This window comes from Aeromicrobium sp. (genome assembly GCF_050700635.1).
Classification (GTDB): Bacteria; Actinomycetota; Actinomycetes; order Propionibacteriales; family Nocardioidaceae; genus Aeromicrobium.
The window spans coordinates 1-15,107 of record NZ_JBOHDT010000174.1; the positions used below are offsets into that span (position 1 = coordinate 1).

The 15,107-nt window shown below is 67.8% G+C and carries 20 protein-coding genes; 9 read left to right on the forward strand and 11 right to left on the reverse strand.

Annotated elements, in window-relative coordinates; genetic code table 11:
* Positions 1-125 precede the first annotated feature (125 nt).
* Entirely contained in the window at positions 126-848 is a 723-nt protein-coding gene (locus ACRDPN_RS13590) for a VOC family protein (RefSeq protein ID WP_431448968.1), read from the forward strand.
* Between the two features lie 30 nt (positions 849-878).
* Here the strand turns inward: ACRDPN_RS13590 and ACRDPN_RS13595 are convergent, their stop codons facing one another.
* Positions 879-1,358, reverse strand: coding sequence for an Lrp/AsnC family transcriptional regulator (locus ACRDPN_RS13595; protein WP_431448970.1), 480 nt, complete (start codon positions 1,356-1,358; stop codon positions 879-881).
* 94 nt (positions 1,359-1,452) lie between these two features.
* Between ACRDPN_RS13595 and ACRDPN_RS13600 the strand changes: the two genes are divergently transcribed.
* From ACRDPN_RS13600 to ACRDPN_RS13615, 4 genes are all read left to right on the forward strand, one after another.
* Positions 1,453-2,346: a PhzF family phenazine biosynthesis protein gene (locus ACRDPN_RS13600; protein WP_431448972.1), complete on the forward strand. Its 894-nt coding sequence runs from the start codon at positions 1,453-1,455 to the stop codon at positions 2,344-2,346.
* 23 nt (positions 2,347-2,369) lie between these two features.
* Positions 2,370-2,798: a nucleoside deaminase gene (locus ACRDPN_RS13605; RefSeq protein WP_431448974.1), complete on the forward strand. Its 429-nt coding sequence runs from the start codon at positions 2,370-2,372 to the stop codon at positions 2,796-2,798.
* Between the two features lie 431 nt (positions 2,799-3,229).
* Positions 3,230-3,802 carry a YdeI/OmpD-associated family protein gene (locus ACRDPN_RS13610; protein WP_431448976.1) on the forward strand — a complete coding sequence of 191 codons (573 nt, stop codon included), beginning with the start codon at positions 3,230-3,232 and terminating at the stop codon, positions 3,800-3,802.
* Positions 3,799-4,380, forward strand: a complete 582-nt coding sequence (locus tag ACRDPN_RS13615; RefSeq protein WP_431448978.1) for a uridine kinase family protein — start codon at positions 3,799-3,801, stop codon at positions 4,378-4,380. Before ACRDPN_RS13610 ends, ACRDPN_RS13615 begins: the two co-directional genes overlap by 4 nt.
* A gap of 3 nt (positions 4,381-4,383) precedes the next feature.
* Here the strand turns inward: ACRDPN_RS13615 and ACRDPN_RS13620 are convergent, their stop codons facing one another.
* Positions 4,384-6,012, reverse strand: a complete 1,629-nt coding sequence (locus ACRDPN_RS13620; protein WP_431448980.1) for an AMP-binding protein — start codon at positions 6,010-6,012, stop codon at positions 4,384-4,386.
* Between the two features lie 68 nt (positions 6,013-6,080).
* On the opposite strand from ACRDPN_RS13620, the gene ACRDPN_RS13625 reads away from it, so the two are divergent.
* Positions 6,081-6,554, forward strand: coding sequence for a DUF1992 domain-containing protein (locus ACRDPN_RS13625; RefSeq protein ID WP_431448982.1), 474 nt, complete (start codon positions 6,081-6,083; stop codon positions 6,552-6,554).
* Complete coding sequence (locus tag ACRDPN_RS13630) at positions 6,551-7,477, forward strand: DNA-3-methyladenine glycosylase family protein (RefSeq protein ID WP_431448984.1); 927 nt, start codon at positions 6,551-6,553, stop codon at positions 7,475-7,477. The genes ACRDPN_RS13625 and ACRDPN_RS13630 overlap by 4 nt, the downstream gene beginning before the upstream one ends.
* Before the next feature lie 10 nt (positions 7,478-7,487).
* Here the strand turns inward: ACRDPN_RS13630 and ACRDPN_RS13635 are convergent, their stop codons facing one another.
* Genes ACRDPN_RS13635 through ACRDPN_RS13650 form a run of 4 tightly spaced genes read right to left on the reverse strand, consistent with a single transcriptional unit; the run spans position 7,488 to position 9,700 of the window.
* Complete coding sequence (locus tag ACRDPN_RS13635) at positions 7,488-7,868, reverse strand: VOC family protein (protein ID WP_431448986.1); 381 nt, start codon at positions 7,866-7,868, stop codon at positions 7,488-7,490.
* Positions 7,869-7,890: 22 nt separating this feature from the next.
* On the reverse strand, positions 7,891-8,850 hold the full coding sequence (locus ACRDPN_RS13640) for a threonine dehydratase (RefSeq protein ID WP_431448988.1): 960 nt from the start codon (positions 8,848-8,850) through the stop codon (positions 7,891-7,893).
* 51 nt (positions 8,851-8,901) lie between these two features.
* On the reverse strand, positions 8,902-9,522 hold the full coding sequence (locus ACRDPN_RS13645; RefSeq protein ID WP_431448990.1) for an L-threonylcarbamoyladenylate synthase: 621 nt from the start codon (positions 9,520-9,522) through the stop codon (positions 8,902-8,904).
* Between the two features lie 34 nt (positions 9,523-9,556).
* Entirely contained in the window at positions 9,557-9,700 is a 144-nt protein-coding gene (locus ACRDPN_RS13650; RefSeq protein ID WP_431448992.1) for a GPGG-motif small membrane protein, read from the reverse strand.
* A gap of 167 nt (positions 9,701-9,867) precedes the next feature.
* Here ACRDPN_RS13650 and ACRDPN_RS13655 point away from each other — a divergent pair, with 167 nt between their 5' ends.
* Positions 9,868-10,665 carry a phosphoadenylyl-sulfate reductase gene (locus tag ACRDPN_RS13655; protein WP_431448994.1) on the forward strand — a complete coding sequence of 266 codons (798 nt, stop codon included), beginning with the start codon at positions 9,868-9,870 and terminating at the stop codon, positions 10,663-10,665.
* Between the two features lie 34 nt (positions 10,666-10,699).
* On the forward strand, positions 10,700-11,896 hold the full coding sequence (cobA, locus tag ACRDPN_RS13660) for a uroporphyrinogen-III C-methyltransferase (RefSeq protein WP_431448996.1): 1,197 nt from the start codon (positions 10,700-10,702) through the stop codon (positions 11,894-11,896).
* On the opposite strand, the gene ACRDPN_RS13665 is transcribed toward cobA, so the two are convergent.
* The 5 genes from ACRDPN_RS13665 to ACRDPN_RS13685 are packed head-to-tail and all read right to left on the reverse strand — an operon-like array spanning position 11,879 to position 15,067.
* Entirely contained in the window at positions 11,879-12,391 is a 513-nt protein-coding gene (locus ACRDPN_RS13665) for a hypothetical protein (RefSeq protein WP_431448998.1), read from the reverse strand. The genes cobA and ACRDPN_RS13665 overlap by 18 nt on opposite strands.
* Positions 12,388-12,807 carry a hypothetical protein gene (locus ACRDPN_RS13670; protein WP_431449000.1) on the reverse strand — a complete coding sequence of 140 codons (420 nt, stop codon included), beginning with the start codon at positions 12,805-12,807 and terminating at the stop codon, positions 12,388-12,390. Before ACRDPN_RS13670 ends, ACRDPN_RS13665 begins: the two co-directional genes overlap by 4 nt.
* The gene (locus tag ACRDPN_RS13675; protein ID WP_431449002.1) at positions 12,800-13,165 is read right to left on the reverse strand and encodes a hypothetical protein; all 366 of its coding nucleotides are present in this window, start codon (positions 13,163-13,165) and stop codon (positions 12,800-12,802) included. Before ACRDPN_RS13675 ends, ACRDPN_RS13670 begins: the two co-directional genes overlap by 8 nt.
* Complete coding sequence (locus ACRDPN_RS13680; protein WP_431449004.1) at positions 13,162-13,833, reverse strand: alpha/beta hydrolase; 672 nt, start codon at positions 13,831-13,833, stop codon at positions 13,162-13,164. Before ACRDPN_RS13680 ends, ACRDPN_RS13675 begins: the two co-directional genes overlap by 4 nt.
* Positions 13,834-13,876: 43 nt before the next feature.
* On the reverse strand, positions 13,877-15,067 hold the full coding sequence (locus ACRDPN_RS13685; protein WP_431449006.1) for an acyl-CoA dehydrogenase family protein: 1,191 nt from the start codon (positions 15,065-15,067) through the stop codon (positions 13,877-13,879).
* Positions 15,068-15,107 lie beyond the last annotated feature (40 nt).

The following is a 15,107-nucleotide window of genomic DNA, read 5'->3' on the forward strand; positions in this document are numbered from 1 at the left end:
GTAGGCGGAACGGACGCGGGACGCCTCGAGCGAGCGGAGGCCAGGATGCGCCGGTGCTTCCTCATGGGCAGGGAGACGTACCCTGTATTGCGCTGTGAGTCAGCAGATCGGGGATGCGACGCAGGATGACCTCTCACCTCATTTCACTCACCTTTGATGCGAACGACCCGCGCCGTCTGGCGAGCTTCTGGTCAGGCGTCCTGGGCTGGGAGATGACCGACGACCCTGATGACGGCTTCGTCCTCCTGCCGAGCGATGACACCGGGTTTCAGATCGACTTCTTTCCAACTCAGGAGCAGAGGGCCGGACAGAACCAGATGCACTTCGATCTGACGAGTGAGTCCCTCGAGGAGCAGCAGCAGACGGTGGCGAGGGCGCTCGAGCTCGGCGGCCGCCACATCGACATCGGGCAGCTCCCGGACGAGGAACAGGTGGTGCTTGCCGACCCCGAGGGCAACGAGTTCTGCGTCATCGAGGCGGGCAACAACTTCCTGGCCGACACCGCATTCATCGGAGCGATCAACTGCGACGGCACGCAGGAGGTCGGGTACTTCTGGAGCAAGGCGCTGGGCTGGCCGCTGGTGTGGGACCAGGACGAAGAGACCGCGATCCAGTCGCCGGCCGGCGGTTCGAAGATCGCGTGGGGCGGCCCCCCGGTGAACCCGAAGACCGGGAAGAATCGGCTGCACCTCGACATCGCTCCCCCGGTTGACGGTGATCAGCAGGCGGAGGTCGACCGTCTCGTCTCCCTCGGGGCGTCTCGCATTGACATCGGCCAGGGCGAGGTCAGCTGGGTGGTGATGGCCGACCCCGACGGCAATGAATTCTGTGTGTTGACCCCCCGATAGCGCGGCGCGACATGCTCGCGTCACGCGCCGTCACACCGGCGAAGCCGTGGCGACCGGGGACGCGATGGCCCGATCCACTACGACCTCGTAGACCAGGTCGGTGGTGATCGAGCCGACCCTCGCCAAGTCGGTCGTGATCGATTCCAGGTCGGCCATGTCGATGGCGAGGATCTCCATGACGTAGCAGGACTCACCGGTGACTCGCATGCAGCGCACGATCTGTGGCTGTCTTGCCAGGACCTCGGTGACCTTGTCATACAGCGACCCGTGGACTTTCATCCTGACCATCGCGCGCAACGCGAAGCCGTAGGCGGCGACATCGACCTTCGCGGAGTAGCCGGTGATCACTTGCCGCTCTTCCAGACTCTGCAAACGCACGCGAGTGGCGGACACACCCAGGTGGATGGCACTGGCAAGTGCGGTGAGAGGCGCTCGAGCATCACGCTGCAGTTCCTCGAGCAGCTGGCGGTCCGTGGAGTCGAGGACGTCGGTGCGTTGTCTGTCGGTCATGGGCTTATCCTGCCGCAATGTCTGCGGTGAGAACTGGTATGCACCGCTGGTCCGCCCTGTCCAGGGCTAACGGGTTTTGTCTAGCGTTACAACCATGAACGAACCCCGAACCTCTGTCCCCTTCTTCCTCGTGGACGTGTTCGCCAGCGCCCCGCTGTCCGGCAATCCCCTGTCCCTGGTTCCTGATGCTGATGAGCTCTCTGAATCGCAGATGCGATCGATCGCCCGGGAGTTCAACCAGTCCGAGACGACGTTCCTGCTGCGACCGCGCCTGCCAGGCGCAAGCTTCCGGCTTCGATCCTTCACCCCGATCGGTGCCGAGGTGCTCGGCGCCGGTCACAACGCCTTGGGCGCTTGGTTGTGGCTGTCGGCGAGCGGCAGACTGCCCGCATCCCGGGATGCGTTGGCCCAGGAGATCGGCGATCAGGTACTGCCGGTCCAGGTGACCTCCGAGGCAGACGGATCTGCGGTTGTCTCGATGAACCAGTCGCCGCCCAGGTTCGGTGGCACGGTGAGTGACCGCGCCGAGCTTGCCGACGCCCTCGGACTCAGTGTGCAGGATCTGGCCGACGACCCTGCACAGGTCGTGGACACCGGCGCAGGCCATCTGCTGGTCCCAGTACGAGATCGAGCCGCCGTCGATCGCGCCGAACCAGACGCATCGCGACTCGCAGCGGTGCTTCACAAGGTCGATGGCGAAGGCTGCTACTTGTACAGCCTCGATCCAGTCGACCCCCGCACCGCCGTCGCCTACACCAGGTTCTTCAATCCCAGCATGGGCATCAGCGAAGACCCCGCGACCGGAACCGCGGCCGGCCCCTTGGCAGCGCTGCTTCTCGCCGGCGGAAAGGTCATCGACGGCACCTGGGGCATCGAGCAGGGTCGGGCGCTTGGACGCCCCAGCCTCATCCGAGTCACGATCGACGGCCAGGACGTCAGCGTCAGCGGATCAGGGCTCGTCGTGGCCGAAGGCACTCTTTTCCTATGAATCGACACCACAGTGGAGGACACATGACGCCCGACGACGAAAAGTTCCTGCGCCGGGCCATCGAGCTGGCCCTGACGAGCCGAGCCGAAGGAGACGCGCCGTTCGGGTCAATCCTCGTCGGTCCCGACGGCACGGTGCTGGCCGAGGACCACAACACCGTGCTCTCCGAAGGAGACATCACCGCCCACCCGGAGCTGAAGCTGGCCCGCTGGGCCGCCCGCACGCTCACCGACTCTCAAGCAGCCCAGACCACGATGTACACCAGCTGCCAGCCGTGCCCGATGTGCACGGGAGCCATCGACCGCGCCGGACTCAGTCGTGTCGTATACGCACTGTCCGACGCGCAGCTCGATGAGCTCAAACCGTCAACTGCTGGATTCAGTCCCGTACCACGACACGGCCCAGCCCTGTTCGACGAAGCCCGGGCAGCCGTCGAAGGCTACTACCACTGATCCACTGCCCTTCTCATGGCATCCGAGCGTGCGTTGAACTGCGAAAACGCCGCCCAGCGAGTCGCTGGACGGCGATTCCGGGCGGCTTGTCACTGGCCTGCATGAACAATCTCGCACTCGGACGCAGTGGTGCCCTAGACGCCTACGTCGCCCTGTACCACGAGGACCGTGGCGCAGCTGACGGAAGGAACTCGGTCGTCAGAGAACCAGAATCAGCACGACGACGACCGCAATGACCAGGGCAAGAATGGCAATCATGCGAGTGTCCATGGATAACGCCTCCTGAAGTAGTTGGTTTGAGTTGCCCCAGTGTTGCACCGAGCGCGCTTCTCGGCGAGGCGGACGCGGTGCTCGGCTCGATGTGGCGGGCCTCGTCGCCGGATGAAAGGCTCGAGCTTCGACGCCCGTCATCTGGACGCTAGTGTCTCGACATGGCACGAGAGACGAGCCGTGACGCCGCCGAGGTGATCTTCTTCCGCGACGCCGACGAGTTCGAGGCGTGGCTGACCGAGCACGTCGACCACCAGCCCGGCCTGTGGCTCAAGATCGCCAAGAAGTCATCCGACATCCCGTCTCTGACCAACGACGAGGCCGTCGACCTCGGCCTGTGCTACGGCTGGATCTCCGGACAACGCAAGGTGCTCGACGACCGGTACTACCTGCAGAAGTACGTCCCCCGCCGGCCGCGCAGTCGCTGGTCGCAGGTGAACGTCCGCAAGGTCGAGGCGCTCATCGCGGACGGACGGATGCGAGCCGCAGGCCTCGCCGAGGTCGAGGCGGCGAAGGCCGACGGACGATGGGAAGCGGCCTACGCGTCCCAGAAAGAGGCTTCCGTCCCGCCGGATCTCGCGGCAGCTCTGGCCGCGAACCCACGCGCGGCACAGACGTTCGGCTCGCTCGGCAAGACCGAGCAGTACGCCGTGATACTCGACGTGGTCACGGCTCGCACGAGCAAGACCCGGACTGCGCGCCTCCGCAGGGCCGTGGCGGCGTTGGAAGCATGACCGACGTCGAGGAGATCGTCGCGGCGATCAAACTGCTGCGAGACGAGCTCGGACGCGTCGTCGTCGGCGTCTCCGGTTATGCCGGGGCCGGAAAGTCGACGCTCGCTCATCGTGTGCTCGATGCGGTCGACGACAGCGTGCGGCTGCGCGGCGACGACTTTCTCGACCCGAGACGATCCCACCAGCGTTCAGATGACTGGGACGGCGTCGAGCGTCACCGTCTACGCACCGAGGTTCTCGAGCCGTTCCGAGCCGGTCGTCCTGCCGTCTTCCGGCCGCTCGACTGGAGCACAAGACAGCTGGGAGAGCCCACTCCCCTCCCCCAGGCGTCCGTGCTCGTCGTCGACGCTGTCGGCCTCCTTCACCCCGAGCTACTCCCCTGTCTCGACCTCACGGTCTGGATCGTCGTGGACCTCGAGGTCGCCCAGGCGCGTGGAATGGCCCGCGACCGGGCCGCCGGGCGAGATCACGACCGTCTCTGGACTGAGGTCTGGACGCCGAACGATCGCCAATTCGAACATATGTTCGCTCCGAGCGCTCAAGCCGACATTCGCTACACACCCGACGACGAGCCCTGAGCACTACTCGCCTGGCTCGGTCAGCCGCGATCGAACGACCTTGCCGGTCGCGTTGCGAGGGAAGTCGTCGAGCACCACGATCTCCTTGGGCACCTTGAAGCGTTCGAGCCGGTCACGGAGGAAGTCGCGCAGCTCGGTCTCCTTGGGCGGCTGGTCGCTGGTGACGGTCACGTACGCCCGGAGCACCTGGCCGAAGTCCTCGTGGTCGATGCCGACCACGACGGCCTCCTCGACAAGGGGGTGCTGACCTAGGACGTTCTCGACCTCGAGCGGAAACACGTTCTCTCCCCCGGACACGACCAGGTCGTCGTCCCGGCCGTCGACGTAGAGACGACCGCGGTCGTCCAGATGGCCCATGTCGCCGGTGTTGACGTGTCCGTCGACGACCTCCTTGGCGGCGGGCGTGTTGTCGCCGTCGGCCGTGTAGCCCTCGAACAGGAGTCCACCGCGCATGAAGATGGTCCCTCGCTCCCCCGTGCCGGCCACCGAACGGTCTTCGCGCAGGATCCGCACCGAGATGCCGATGCCTGGTCGTCCGAGCGTGGACGGTTCGTCGATGAGGTCCTCCGGCGTCGCGATCGAGACGATTCCGGTCTCCGTCGAGCCGTAGAGGTTGGCCAGGACGGGGCCGAAGGTGTGGAGGCACTTCGCGACGGTTGCCGGCGCGATGGGCGATGCTCCGGTGAGCACCACCCGCACGCTCGAGACGTTGTGTTCCGGTCGCTCGTCCATCACCTTCAGCAGGCGTTGCAGCATGACCGGCACCGCCGTCAGGACGGTGGCCCGGTGATGCTCGATGTCTCGGAGCGTCTGCGCCGGGTCGAAGCGTCGATGGCTCACGACCGTGCCGCCGACCGCGAGTGTGCTCAGGAGCATGGAGAAGCCGAGCGCGTGGAAGAACGGTGGTGGCACCACGGCGACGTCCCCGTCCTTGAGCCGCAGCACGCCCATGCCGGTGGCGATGCTCCCCGCGATGCCGAGCGGACTGAAGCCCCGCGAGACACCCTTGGCCAGACCGGTCGTACCGGAGGTCAACAATGTGAGCCGCGACGAACGATGATTGGCCGGTGCCCGCCTGGGGCCGCTCACGGCGAGCGAGTCGAGCGTGAGCCGGTCGTCGGCGACGGTCTGGTGCCACGCCAGGATGCGACGGCCGTCGTACCCGCAGGCGTCGACGATGTCGTTGTACTCCTCGTCGTGCACGAGGACGTCCGGGCTGTGTCGCTCGAGGATGCGACCGAGCTGCGCCTGGGTGATCTCGGTGTTGAGGAAGACGACCTCGTGGCCGAGTCGGGTCCCGACGGACAGCGCCTCGATGAACCCCCGGTGGTTGCGACACAGCACCGCGAGCGTCGACCGGCCGCGACGTCGTGACCAGAGCGAACCGGCGATCGACTCGACCCGATGGTCCAGCTCGTGGTACGTCGTCGCGCCTTCGTCGTCGACGATCGCGACGCGCTGGGGGTGGCGCGCGGCGCCGATCGCGATGGCGGCCGCGGGAGTGAGACCGGTGCGCCACACGCTGGAAAGGATCCGCGCTCCGGTGCGCGGCCCGACCGGTCGCAGCAGTCCGGAGCGTGCGGTGGCCGAGGCGGCGTCCTTCCAGCGGTTCAGGTCGATGGGTGAAGCCATGTCGCGCATTCTGCCCCAGCATCCGGGCGACGTCGCCTCGGCCACATGCCTATGCTCGAACTGGGACCATGAACGACGAGCACGCCGACCGCACCCACGCTGCGCCTGAGCATCGTGGATCCGAGAGCGCACGCGACCGCAGGCTCGAGTACCAACCGCTGTGGGTGGACCTGCAGGTCCAGCGCGCGATCGAGCGCGGCGAGTTCGACGACCTCCCCGGCGCCGGCAAACCGATCGAAGACCTCGGCACGACCCACGATCCCGACTGGTGGTTGAAGCGGTTCATCGAGCGGGAACAGGTCACCGGGGTACTGCCGGCTGCGCTCTCGCTGCGCGTCGAGGATGCGCGACTCGAGGAGGTGCTCGACGCAGAGTCTTCCGAGCGACGCGTGCAGAGCATGCTCGAGGACTTCAATGCTCGCGTGGTGGCCGCCCGACGGCAGCTGCAGGGCGGTCCACCGGTGATCACGCCCACTCGGGACGTCGATGCCGAGACCGAGGCGTGGCGACGGCGCCGCGGGAAGCGCACACTGTCGACATGACGATGGCGCCCACGCATCGCACCGTGGCTTTCCCGTCGCCAGTCGACCTCGACCGGACCTGGTCAGTGCTGCAACGTGGGCCGGCGGATCCCACGTTCCGGCGTAACGGGAGGACGATCTGGCGAACCAGCCGGATGGAGTCCGGTCCCGTCACCTTCGCCGTCGTGCAGCGGGACCGGCATACGATCGACGCCGAGGCCTGGGGTCCCGGCTCCGAGGAGATGCTGACCACACTCCCCCAGGCGCTCGGAAGCGACGACGACGCCTCGAGGTTCGATCCCGTCCATCCGGCCGTAGCCGACGCTCATCGACGGTTCCCGGGGCTGCGTGTTCCGCGGACGGGACGGGTCCTCGAGGCCTTGATCGGTGCGGTCATCGAACAGCGCGTCGTGGGCAAGGACGCGTTCACCTCCTGGCGCCGGCTGCTGCTGCGGCACGGCGATGCTGCCCCCGGGGCCACTCCCGACAGCATGCGCGTGTTCCCCACTCCCCAGACCTGGGCTTCCCTGCCGTCGTGGGAGTGGCACCGGGCGGGTGTCGATCCACAGCGGTACCGCACGGCCCAGGCGTGCGCCCGCGTCGCGCCGCAGCTCGAGCGGGTGTGCTCGCGGCCCGACGACCGCGCTGCCGCGTATCGCGCGCTGCGGTCCATCCCTGGGGTCGGTGTGTGGACGGCCGCGGAGGTCGGCTGCCGCGCCCTGGGCGACGCCGACGCCGTGCCGTTCGGGGACTTCCACCTCGGTCACCTGGTCGGCGTCGGCCTCGTCGGTCGCCGCCTCCACCACGACGACGAGATCGCCGAAGCTCTCGAGCCGTACCGCCCGCAGCGCTACCGCGCGGTGCGACTGCTCGAGCTGAGCCCGCTCGTGCGGCTCGAACGCCGGGGACCGAGATCCCCCCGAGTCGACCATCGCGCCCGCTGATCCACGCTGGTCAGAAGCCGTTCTCCTGATGCTGGATGACTGAGAGGACGTTGCCCGCAGGGTCGGTGAACCAGGCGATGTCGGGTCCCTGACCGGTCATCACGCCGAACTCGTCCTGCGGCGCACCGTCGTAGTGCAGGAACTTCAGTCCCCGCTGCCCCAGCTCCTGAACGGCCGCGTGCACGTCGTCGACCGGCAGGTTGAGCACGGTGAAGGTAGCCGGCACGTGGTCGTCCTTGGGGTACATGAGGACCGTCGTGTCGCCGTCGAGTGCGAGCTGCAGGAAGCCATCACCCAGCTCGCGCACGTCGAGCTTAAGCACGTCGGTGTAGAACTCGCGGGCGGCGACGGGATCGTCGATCGAGAATCCGCTGAACGGCTTGTGGAACATCGCTCTCCTTCGTGGTGGTTGGTCAGGTGAGGGTTCGGACGAAGACGTCACGGTCGACGTTGCCGCCGGAGACGACCACGCCGACGCGCTGGTTCATGAGGGTGTCACGCTCGTTCAGTGCGGCCGCGAGTGCAGCTGCACCGGCTCCCTCCGCGACGTTGTGGGTGGCCGTGAACAACAGGGACATCGCGGCGGCCACGTGGTCGTCGTCGACCTCGATCAAGTGGTCGACGCCGGATCGGATGACCTCGAATGCCTCAGGGTTCGGCTTGCGACAGGCCATGCCGTCGGCCAGCAGCGTGGTGACCGGTACGGACACCGGCTCCCCGGCCTCCAACGATCGTGCGTACGCGGGCGCACCGGCCGACACCACGCCCACCACGCGGGTCGTCAGCCCGAGTGCGTCGCGGGCCGCCAACGTGGCACAGACGCCGGACCCGAGACCGATCGGGACGTAGACGACGTCGAGGTCGGGCACGGCCCGGAACAGCTCGATCGGGTAGCTCGCGACACCGGCGAGAAGGTCGGGATGGAAGTTGGCCACGAGATGCCAGCCGTGCTCCTCGGCGAGGGCGGTGGCATGCTCGAGCGATTCCTGAAAGTCGTCACCGACCTCCAGGAGCGTTGCTCCCTGCGCCTTCATCGCCGCGTTCTTCTCGCGGCTGTTGCCATGCGGGACGACGATCGTGAGCGGGACTCCGTACTGACGTGCCGCGGCGGCGATGGACTGCCCGTGGTTGCCCCTGGTCGCTGTTACCAGCCCTGCGGGCCGCTCCCGCTCCATCAGCCTGTGCAGGTAGACGATGCCGCCGCGGATCTTGAAGGCACCCAGTGCTGTGTGGTTCTCGTGCTTGAGCCACGTTTCGGTGCCGAGCGCCTCGTCGATCAGCGGCCAGCGGTGCTGCGGCGTGGGAGGGACGTGTTCGTGGACGAGCTTGGCAGCGTCGTCGAGCTGCTCCAGGGTCAGGCCGAAGACCGTCATGGTCGCAACCTACTCCCCGGACCGGATGCGCGCGTTCAAGTCGAATCGCGCTCAGACAAAACGAGCCGTGCTGCCGGCTCCGGCACGTACGACGTCGGGCACTCCGTCTACGAAGTCGATGACCGTCGTGGGCGCGGCCGCGACCTCACCGGACTCGATGATGGCGTCGACGGCGTGGTCGAGCGCCTCCTTGACCTCCCATCCCTCGGTCATCGCCTCGATCTCGCCGGGCAGGATGAGTGTGCTCGAGAGCAGCGGCTCGCCCAGCGTGGCGAGCAGCGCCTGGACCACGGCGTGATCGGGGATTCGCGCGCCGACGGTGCGCTTCTTGGGGTGCAGCAGCCGCCGAGGGACCTCGGGCGTCGCCGGCAGGATGAAGGTGTACGGCCCCGGGGTCGCGCTCTTGACGGCCCGGAAGACGGCGTTGTCGACGTGCACGAACTGACCGAGCTGCGCGAAGTCGCGGCACACCAGGGTGAAGTGATGCTTGTCGTCGAGCTGGCGAATCGTCCGGATGCGCTCGAGCGCTTCCTTGTTGCCGAGCTGCGCGCCCAGCGCATAGCCGGAGTCGGTCGGGTAGGCGACCAGCCCTCCGTCGCGCAGGACTGCCGTCGCCTGGTCCACCGCCCGCTGCTGCGGGTTGTCCGGATGGATCTCGATGTAGCGGGCCATATGAGGACCCTACGCGCCGGGAAGCGAGCCCCGGTCAGGTGAAGATGGAGACACCACCGGGGCCGACCAGGAAGGCAACCACGATCAGCACGATGCCGATGAGGATGTCGCCGCGAATGAGCTTCAGGACGCCGAAGATGCCGATGATGACGGCGATGATCCACAAGATGGTGGCCACAGTGTTGCTCCTTTTCTCGTCTTCGCTGACACCGTAGACCGAGCCGGTTCGGCCCGCCCGTCGAGCGGATGAGACCGGTGTCCACCTTTCGGACAGGAATTTCCACCCCTGCGCCGACGTCTAACCTGAACGTTGGGCCTGAACGCCGCCCGCGAAGGAGGTCGACGATGACGAGCGTCAGCACGTCCTTGGCCGACCAGCGCCGTCGCCAGCGGGAGCATGACGACCAGCGAGCCGAGCACCACCGCGAGCGGGCGTTGGTGTTGCGCCAGAACCGGAGCCGCGACCAGCTCAAGGCCATCGCCCTCCAGGCGTCCGAGAAGTTCGCCGACGCCAGTACCGACGAGGTGCTCGCCTGGGTGGCCGAGGAGTTCGGTTACCGCACCGCCGTCGCCTGCTCGATGGCCGATGCCGTGCTCCCGGACGTCGTCTCGAAGCATCTCCCATGGGTCGACACGCTGTTCCTTGACACCGGCTACCACTTCGCCGAGACGATCGGCACTCGTGACGCGGTCGAGGCCACGATGCAGCTGAGCATCGTCGACGTCTCCCCCAAGCGCACCGTCGAACAGCAGGACGCCGAGTTCGGCAAGGACCTGTTCTCCCGCGACCCCGGCCTGTGCTGCGAGATGCGCAAGGTCGAACCGCTCGCCGAGACCCTCGAGGGGTACGAGGCCTGGGTCACCGGCGTCCGACGTGAGGACTCGTGGCTGCGCGCCAGCACGCCGCTCGTCGACTGGGACGAGAAGAACGGCATGGTCAAGATCAACCCGATGGCCGCCTGGACCTTCGACGACGTGGTCGACTACGCCGCCGAGCACGACGTCGTGATCAACCCCCTGATGAACGACGGATATCCGTCCATCGGCTGCGCGCCGTGCACGCGCCGGGTGGAGCCTGGTGAGGATCCCCGAGCGGGTCGTTGGGCCGGTCTGGACAAGACCGAGTGCGGCCTGCACTCCTGATCAGTCAGCCTGCGGCGCACCCTAGAGTCGAGCCATGACTTCCGCGGGGAGCTTCCCTCTGACGCTCCGCATCGCCGGCCGCAAGGTGGTCGTCGTGGGCGGCGGTCACGTGGCCACCCGGCGCGCGCATGCGCTCGTCGAGGCCGACGCCGATCTCACGGTCGTCTCCCCCACGCTCACCGCGCGTCTCACCGAGCTGGCCGAGACGGGTCGCATCACGTGGGCGCAGCGCACCTACGAGGAAGGCGACCTCGACGGCGCCTGGCTCGTGCAGACGGCGACGGCCGACGCCGCCACCGACGACCGCGTGGCGGCAGATGCCGAGGCGCGCGCCATCTGGTGCCTCAAGGGGGGCGACCCGCAGGCCGCGACCGCTTGGACTCCCGCGGTGGCCCGTGTCGACGACATCCTCATCGCCGTGAGCGGTGGCGGTGACGCCGGCCGGGCTTCGTCCCTTCGGGACGGTGTGGCCGCAGCGCTGCAGGCGGGCGAGCTGCCACTGCGCCATCGAACCCATCACCCGGACGGTTTCGTCGCCCTCGTAGGCGGCGGACCGGGCGACTCGGGCCTGCTCACGGTGCGTGGCCGGCGCCTGCTCGCGGAGGCCGACGTCGTGGTGGTCGACCGCCTCGCTCCCACCGCATACCTCGCCGAGCTCGCCCCTGACGTCGAGGTCGTCGACGTCGGCAAGATGCCCGACCACCACCCGATCCCTCAGGATGAGATCAACCAGATCCTCATCGACCATGCCAAGCAGGGCCGCATCGTCGTGCGACTCAAGGGCGGCGACCCCTATGTATTCGGACGCGGCGGAGAGGAGCGTCAGGCCTGCGAGGACGCCGGCGTCCCAGTGGAGGTCGTCCCCGGCATCACCAGTGCCGTCGCCGTTCCCGCTGCGGCCGGCATCCCCGTGACACACCGCGGCCTCGCCCGAGGGTTCAGCGTCCTCACCGGCCACGAGTCGGTCGGCGAGCTGCCCCGCGACCGCGGGCACACCCTTGTGCTGCTCATGGGCGTCAAGCGTCTCGGCGACACCGCCGACGAGCTCGTGGCAGCCGGCCACGATCCCGACACCCCCGTCGCGGTCGTCGAGAGCGGCTGGTCCGACCAGCAGCGCGTCACCGTCGGGACGTTGGCCACGATCGCCGACCGGGCTGAGGCCGCAGGTGCGCGTCCGCCGGCGGTCACTGTGGTCGGCGACGTCGTGACGCTGTCACCTTACTGGGTCTGAGTCGCGCTGCCGGTTCTCGACCAGCCAGGAATTGAGCCCCCGCTCTCCCGCTCGCATCACCGCGTGGTGTGCCAGGACGAACACGGGTCGCAGTGCGAGCCGGGTCGCCCGCATCCACGGCTGGGTGACGTCCACATGCCAGCTGACGTCGATGGTGCTGCTCGACTCGTCGACGCCCCGCAGCACCAGCGCCGCCTCGCCGTCGAGATCGCCGTCGGACTGCAGGGTCACTCGCTCCTTGGGTTCCTCGACGATGTCGTGCAGACGAAACCTCAGCGTGTAGCCCACCGGACTGCCGGCGACCACGTGGATGTCGTCGCCACGGCGCTCTGAGTCCATGCCCGGCCACCACACGAAGGGGTCGTCCGAGGCCAGCTGATCCTCGAACAGGTACCAGACGTCCTCCTGCGACGCGGCGACGTGCCATCGGGACGTGAAGGAGTACTGCGACCGCGCCGTGTCGCTACCGGGATCAATGGGGCTGGTGGGATTCAATGGTCGTGGCCCCGCGTGGTATGAGTGCGCGGGGCCTTATGCATCTCTTGCAGCCACCACAGCCCCACGAACGGCAGCACGAGCGGCACGTAGAGGTACCCGGCGCCGAAGTCGGACCACACGGTCTGGTCCGGGAAGAGGTCGGTGTCAACGAGGGTCAGCACGCCTACTGCCAGCACTCCGATCAGCTCGAAGACGATGGCGATCGTGGCCAGCGGACGTCGGTCGGTGGCCAGCGCAAACGTGGCCACCACGTAGACCAGCCCGGCCAGTGCCGACAGCGCGTACGCCACCGGAGCCTCGTCGGCCTTGGTGGCGAGCTGGTAGACCGAGCGGGCCGTCGCCGCGACGGCGAACACGCCGTACACGGCGACCAGGACACGACCGAAACCGTGACCAGTGCCAACCTCAGACAACGGTGCCCTCCCAGATCTGCAGAACCCGCACACAGAGTACGGCCACGGTCAGCAGCGCCACCGTGACGACGCCCGTGCCCCAGCGGCTCTTCTCGGCGATCCCCCACAGGACAGCGGCCGGCGGGATGACGACCAGCGTCACCAGGTACGAGACGAACAGGACCCCGTCGACGTCACGTTCGGTACCGGCCAGAGCGACGCATCCTCCGATCAGGACGCCGATCAGTGCGATCTCGAGGACCGACACCGCGTAGAACAGTGGGTTGCTGAACGGTGCTCGCCGCACGGTGTGCCACGCGGCGAAGGCAGCGACGGCCGCGGCAAAGGAGGCCACCCCGTAGGCGATCGAGTCGGTCACGCACGACCATCGCGCGTGGAGGCCGATTCCCCGGGTGAGGGGCTGGGACGGTCGAGGATGGCGAGGATCGAGTCCTTCACGAAGCTGTTCCACACATTCAGGCGGCGGAGCATGAAGTGCCCGGCGCCGGGCAACGAGGTCCAGGTGGCATCCAGCGCGATCGACTGGCAGCGCTCGACGTAGCGGCGGCTCCAGCGCGCCGACGTCCAGCGGTCACGCGTGCCGTGGATGACGTGGAGGTGGCGTCCCGAGATGGTCCTGTTCGGCTCGCCCTCCGGAAGCCACGGCGCCAGCGCGACGACGCCGGCCACAGTGGGATCGTCGGCCACACGGCATGCGGTGCGGCCGCCCATGGAGTGACCGACGAGCACGACGGGGACGCCCGGGTGCTGCTCGACCACCCGAGCCAGGGCCCAGCGCGCATCACCCACCGGGGCGGGCGCCTGCGAACCGTTCCAGCCGCGAACGCGGTACTGGAGCAGGTGCAGGCTGAGATCGTGCTCCTTGGCGAACCTGCGCAGGGCGCGCGCCATGAGCGCCAGGCGCCACCAGCTGGCGTGGCGGTTGCTCACGTCGTCGGTGCTGTGCTCCTGCCCACCGTGAAGCATCAGTACGATTGCCCGCGGCGCCGAGGGCACGTGGTAGGCGTCGATTCGTGGTTCGCGCATGGGCCAAGAATTCCACGAGCTCCCAAGCAGCGCAGACGAAGAGTCAGCCCCCGAAGGCGTTCTCGCCGGTGAGCGCCTGACCGAGGACGAGCGTGTGCATCTCGACCGTCCCCTCGTACGTGAGCACGGACTCGAGGTTGTTCATGTGCCGGATGACGGGGTACTCCAGCGAGATGCCGTTCGCTCCGAGAATCGTGCGGGCCGAGCGACAGATCTCCAGCGCCTCGCGGACGTTGTTGAGCTTGCCGAAGCTCACCTGCTCCGCCGTGAGACCGACGGTGTCCTTGCGCCGGCCGAGGTGAAGAGCCAGCAGCATGCCCTTGTTCAGCTCGAGGCACATGTCGGCCAGCTTGGCCTGGGTCAGCTGGAACCCTCCGATCGGCCGGCCGAACTGGTGCCGCGTCCGCGCGTAGTCCAGGGCAGTCTCATAAGAGGAGCGGGCGGCTCCCAACGAACCCCACACGATCCCGTACCGGGCCTCGTTGAGGCACGACAGCGGGCCCTTCAGACCGGTGAGGTCGGGGAACACCGCATCGGCGGGCAGGCGGACGCCGTCGAGCACGAGCTCGGACGTCACGGAGGCGCGCAACGACATCTTGTGCTCGATGGTGTTCGCGGAGAAGCCCGGTGTGGCCGTGGGCACGACGAACCCGCGAATACCTTCGTCGGTTCGGGCCCAGACCACAGCGACGTCGGAGATCGACCCGTTCGTGATCCACATCTTGGTGCCGTCGAGGATCCAGTCGTCACCGTCCCGCTTGGCTCGCGTCCGCATGCCGCCCGGGTCGGACCCATGGTCGGGCTCGGTCAGTCCGAAGCAACCAACGGCCTCGCCCCGACCCATGGCGGGCAGCCACTCGTCCTTCTGCTCCGGCGAGCCCCAGCGCCAGATCGCGTACATCGCCAGCGATCCCTGCACCGAGACCATCGACCGGACGCCCGAGTCGACCGCCTCCAGCTCCACGCACGCCAGTCCGTAGTCGACGGACGACATCCCCGGGAGGCCGTATCCGTCCAGGTGCATGCCGAGGAGCCCGAGCTCGCCGAACGCCCGGATCAGCTCGCGCGGCTCCTCCACCTTTCCCGCCTCGAACCAGTCGGTGACGTGCGGCTGGACGCGATCGGCCAGCATCGTCCGGACCGTGTCGCGGATCGCGATCTCCTCGGTGCTCAGCAGGTCGTCGATCGACAGCGGGTCGAGGCGGTCAAAGGCCGGAGGTGTGTGCTCGCTCATGGGACAACCGTAACGATGCCGGGACCTCACCTAGAATCGG

What these genes read in the sequence shown, in the direction of transcription:
- ACRDPN_RS13590 (WP_431448968.1), top strand. Translation starts at nt 126, where the DNA reads ATGACCTCTCACCTCATTTCACTCACCTTTGATGCGAACGACCCGCGC.
- ACRDPN_RS13595 (WP_431448970.1), bottom strand. Translation starts at nt 1,358, where the DNA reads ATGACCGACAGACAACGCACCGACGTCCTCGACTCCACGGACCGCCAG.
- ACRDPN_RS13600 (WP_431448972.1), top strand. Translation starts at nt 1,453, where the DNA reads ATGAACGAACCCCGAACCTCTGTCCCCTTCTTCCTCGTGGACGTGTTC.
- ACRDPN_RS13605 (WP_431448974.1), top strand. Translation starts at nt 2,370, where the DNA reads ATGACGCCCGACGACGAAAAGTTCCTGCGCCGGGCCATCGAGCTGGCC.
- ACRDPN_RS13610 (WP_431448976.1), top strand. Translation starts at nt 3,230, where the DNA reads ATGGCACGAGAGACGAGCCGTGACGCCGCCGAGGTGATCTTCTTCCGC.
- ACRDPN_RS13615 (WP_431448978.1), top strand. Translation starts at nt 3,799, where the DNA reads ATGACCGACGTCGAGGAGATCGTCGCGGCGATCAAACTGCTGCGAGAC.
- ACRDPN_RS13620 (WP_431448980.1), bottom strand. Translation starts at nt 6,012, where the DNA reads ATGGCTTCACCCATCGACCTGAACCGCTGGAAGGACGCCGCCTCGGCC.
- ACRDPN_RS13625 (WP_431448982.1), top strand. Translation starts at nt 6,081, where the DNA reads ATGAACGACGAGCACGCCGACCGCACCCACGCTGCGCCTGAGCATCGT.
- ACRDPN_RS13630 (WP_431448984.1), top strand. Translation starts at nt 6,551, where the DNA reads ATGACGATGGCGCCCACGCATCGCACCGTGGCTTTCCCGTCGCCAGTC.
- ACRDPN_RS13635 (WP_431448986.1), bottom strand. Translation starts at nt 7,868, where the DNA reads ATGTTCCACAAGCCGTTCAGCGGATTCTCGATCGACGATCCCGTCGCC.
- ACRDPN_RS13640 (WP_431448988.1), bottom strand. Translation starts at nt 8,850, where the DNA reads ATGACGGTCTTCGGCCTGACCCTGGAGCAGCTCGACGACGCTGCCAAG.
- ACRDPN_RS13645 (WP_431448990.1), bottom strand. Translation starts at nt 9,522, where the DNA reads ATGGCCCGCTACATCGAGATCCATCCGGACAACCCGCAGCAGCGGGCG.
- ACRDPN_RS13655 (WP_431448994.1), top strand. Translation starts at nt 9,868, where the DNA reads ATGACGAGCGTCAGCACGTCCTTGGCCGACCAGCGCCGTCGCCAGCGG.
- cobA (WP_431448996.1), top strand. Translation starts at nt 10,700, where the DNA reads ATGACTTCCGCGGGGAGCTTCCCTCTGACGCTCCGCATCGCCGGCCGC.
- ACRDPN_RS13680 (WP_431449004.1), bottom strand. Translation starts at nt 13,833, where the DNA reads ATGCGCGAACCACGAATCGACGCCTACCACGTGCCCTCGGCGCCGCGG.
- ACRDPN_RS13685 (WP_431449006.1), bottom strand. Translation starts at nt 15,067, where the DNA reads ATGAGCGAGCACACACCTCCGGCCTTTGACCGCCTCGACCCGCTGTCG.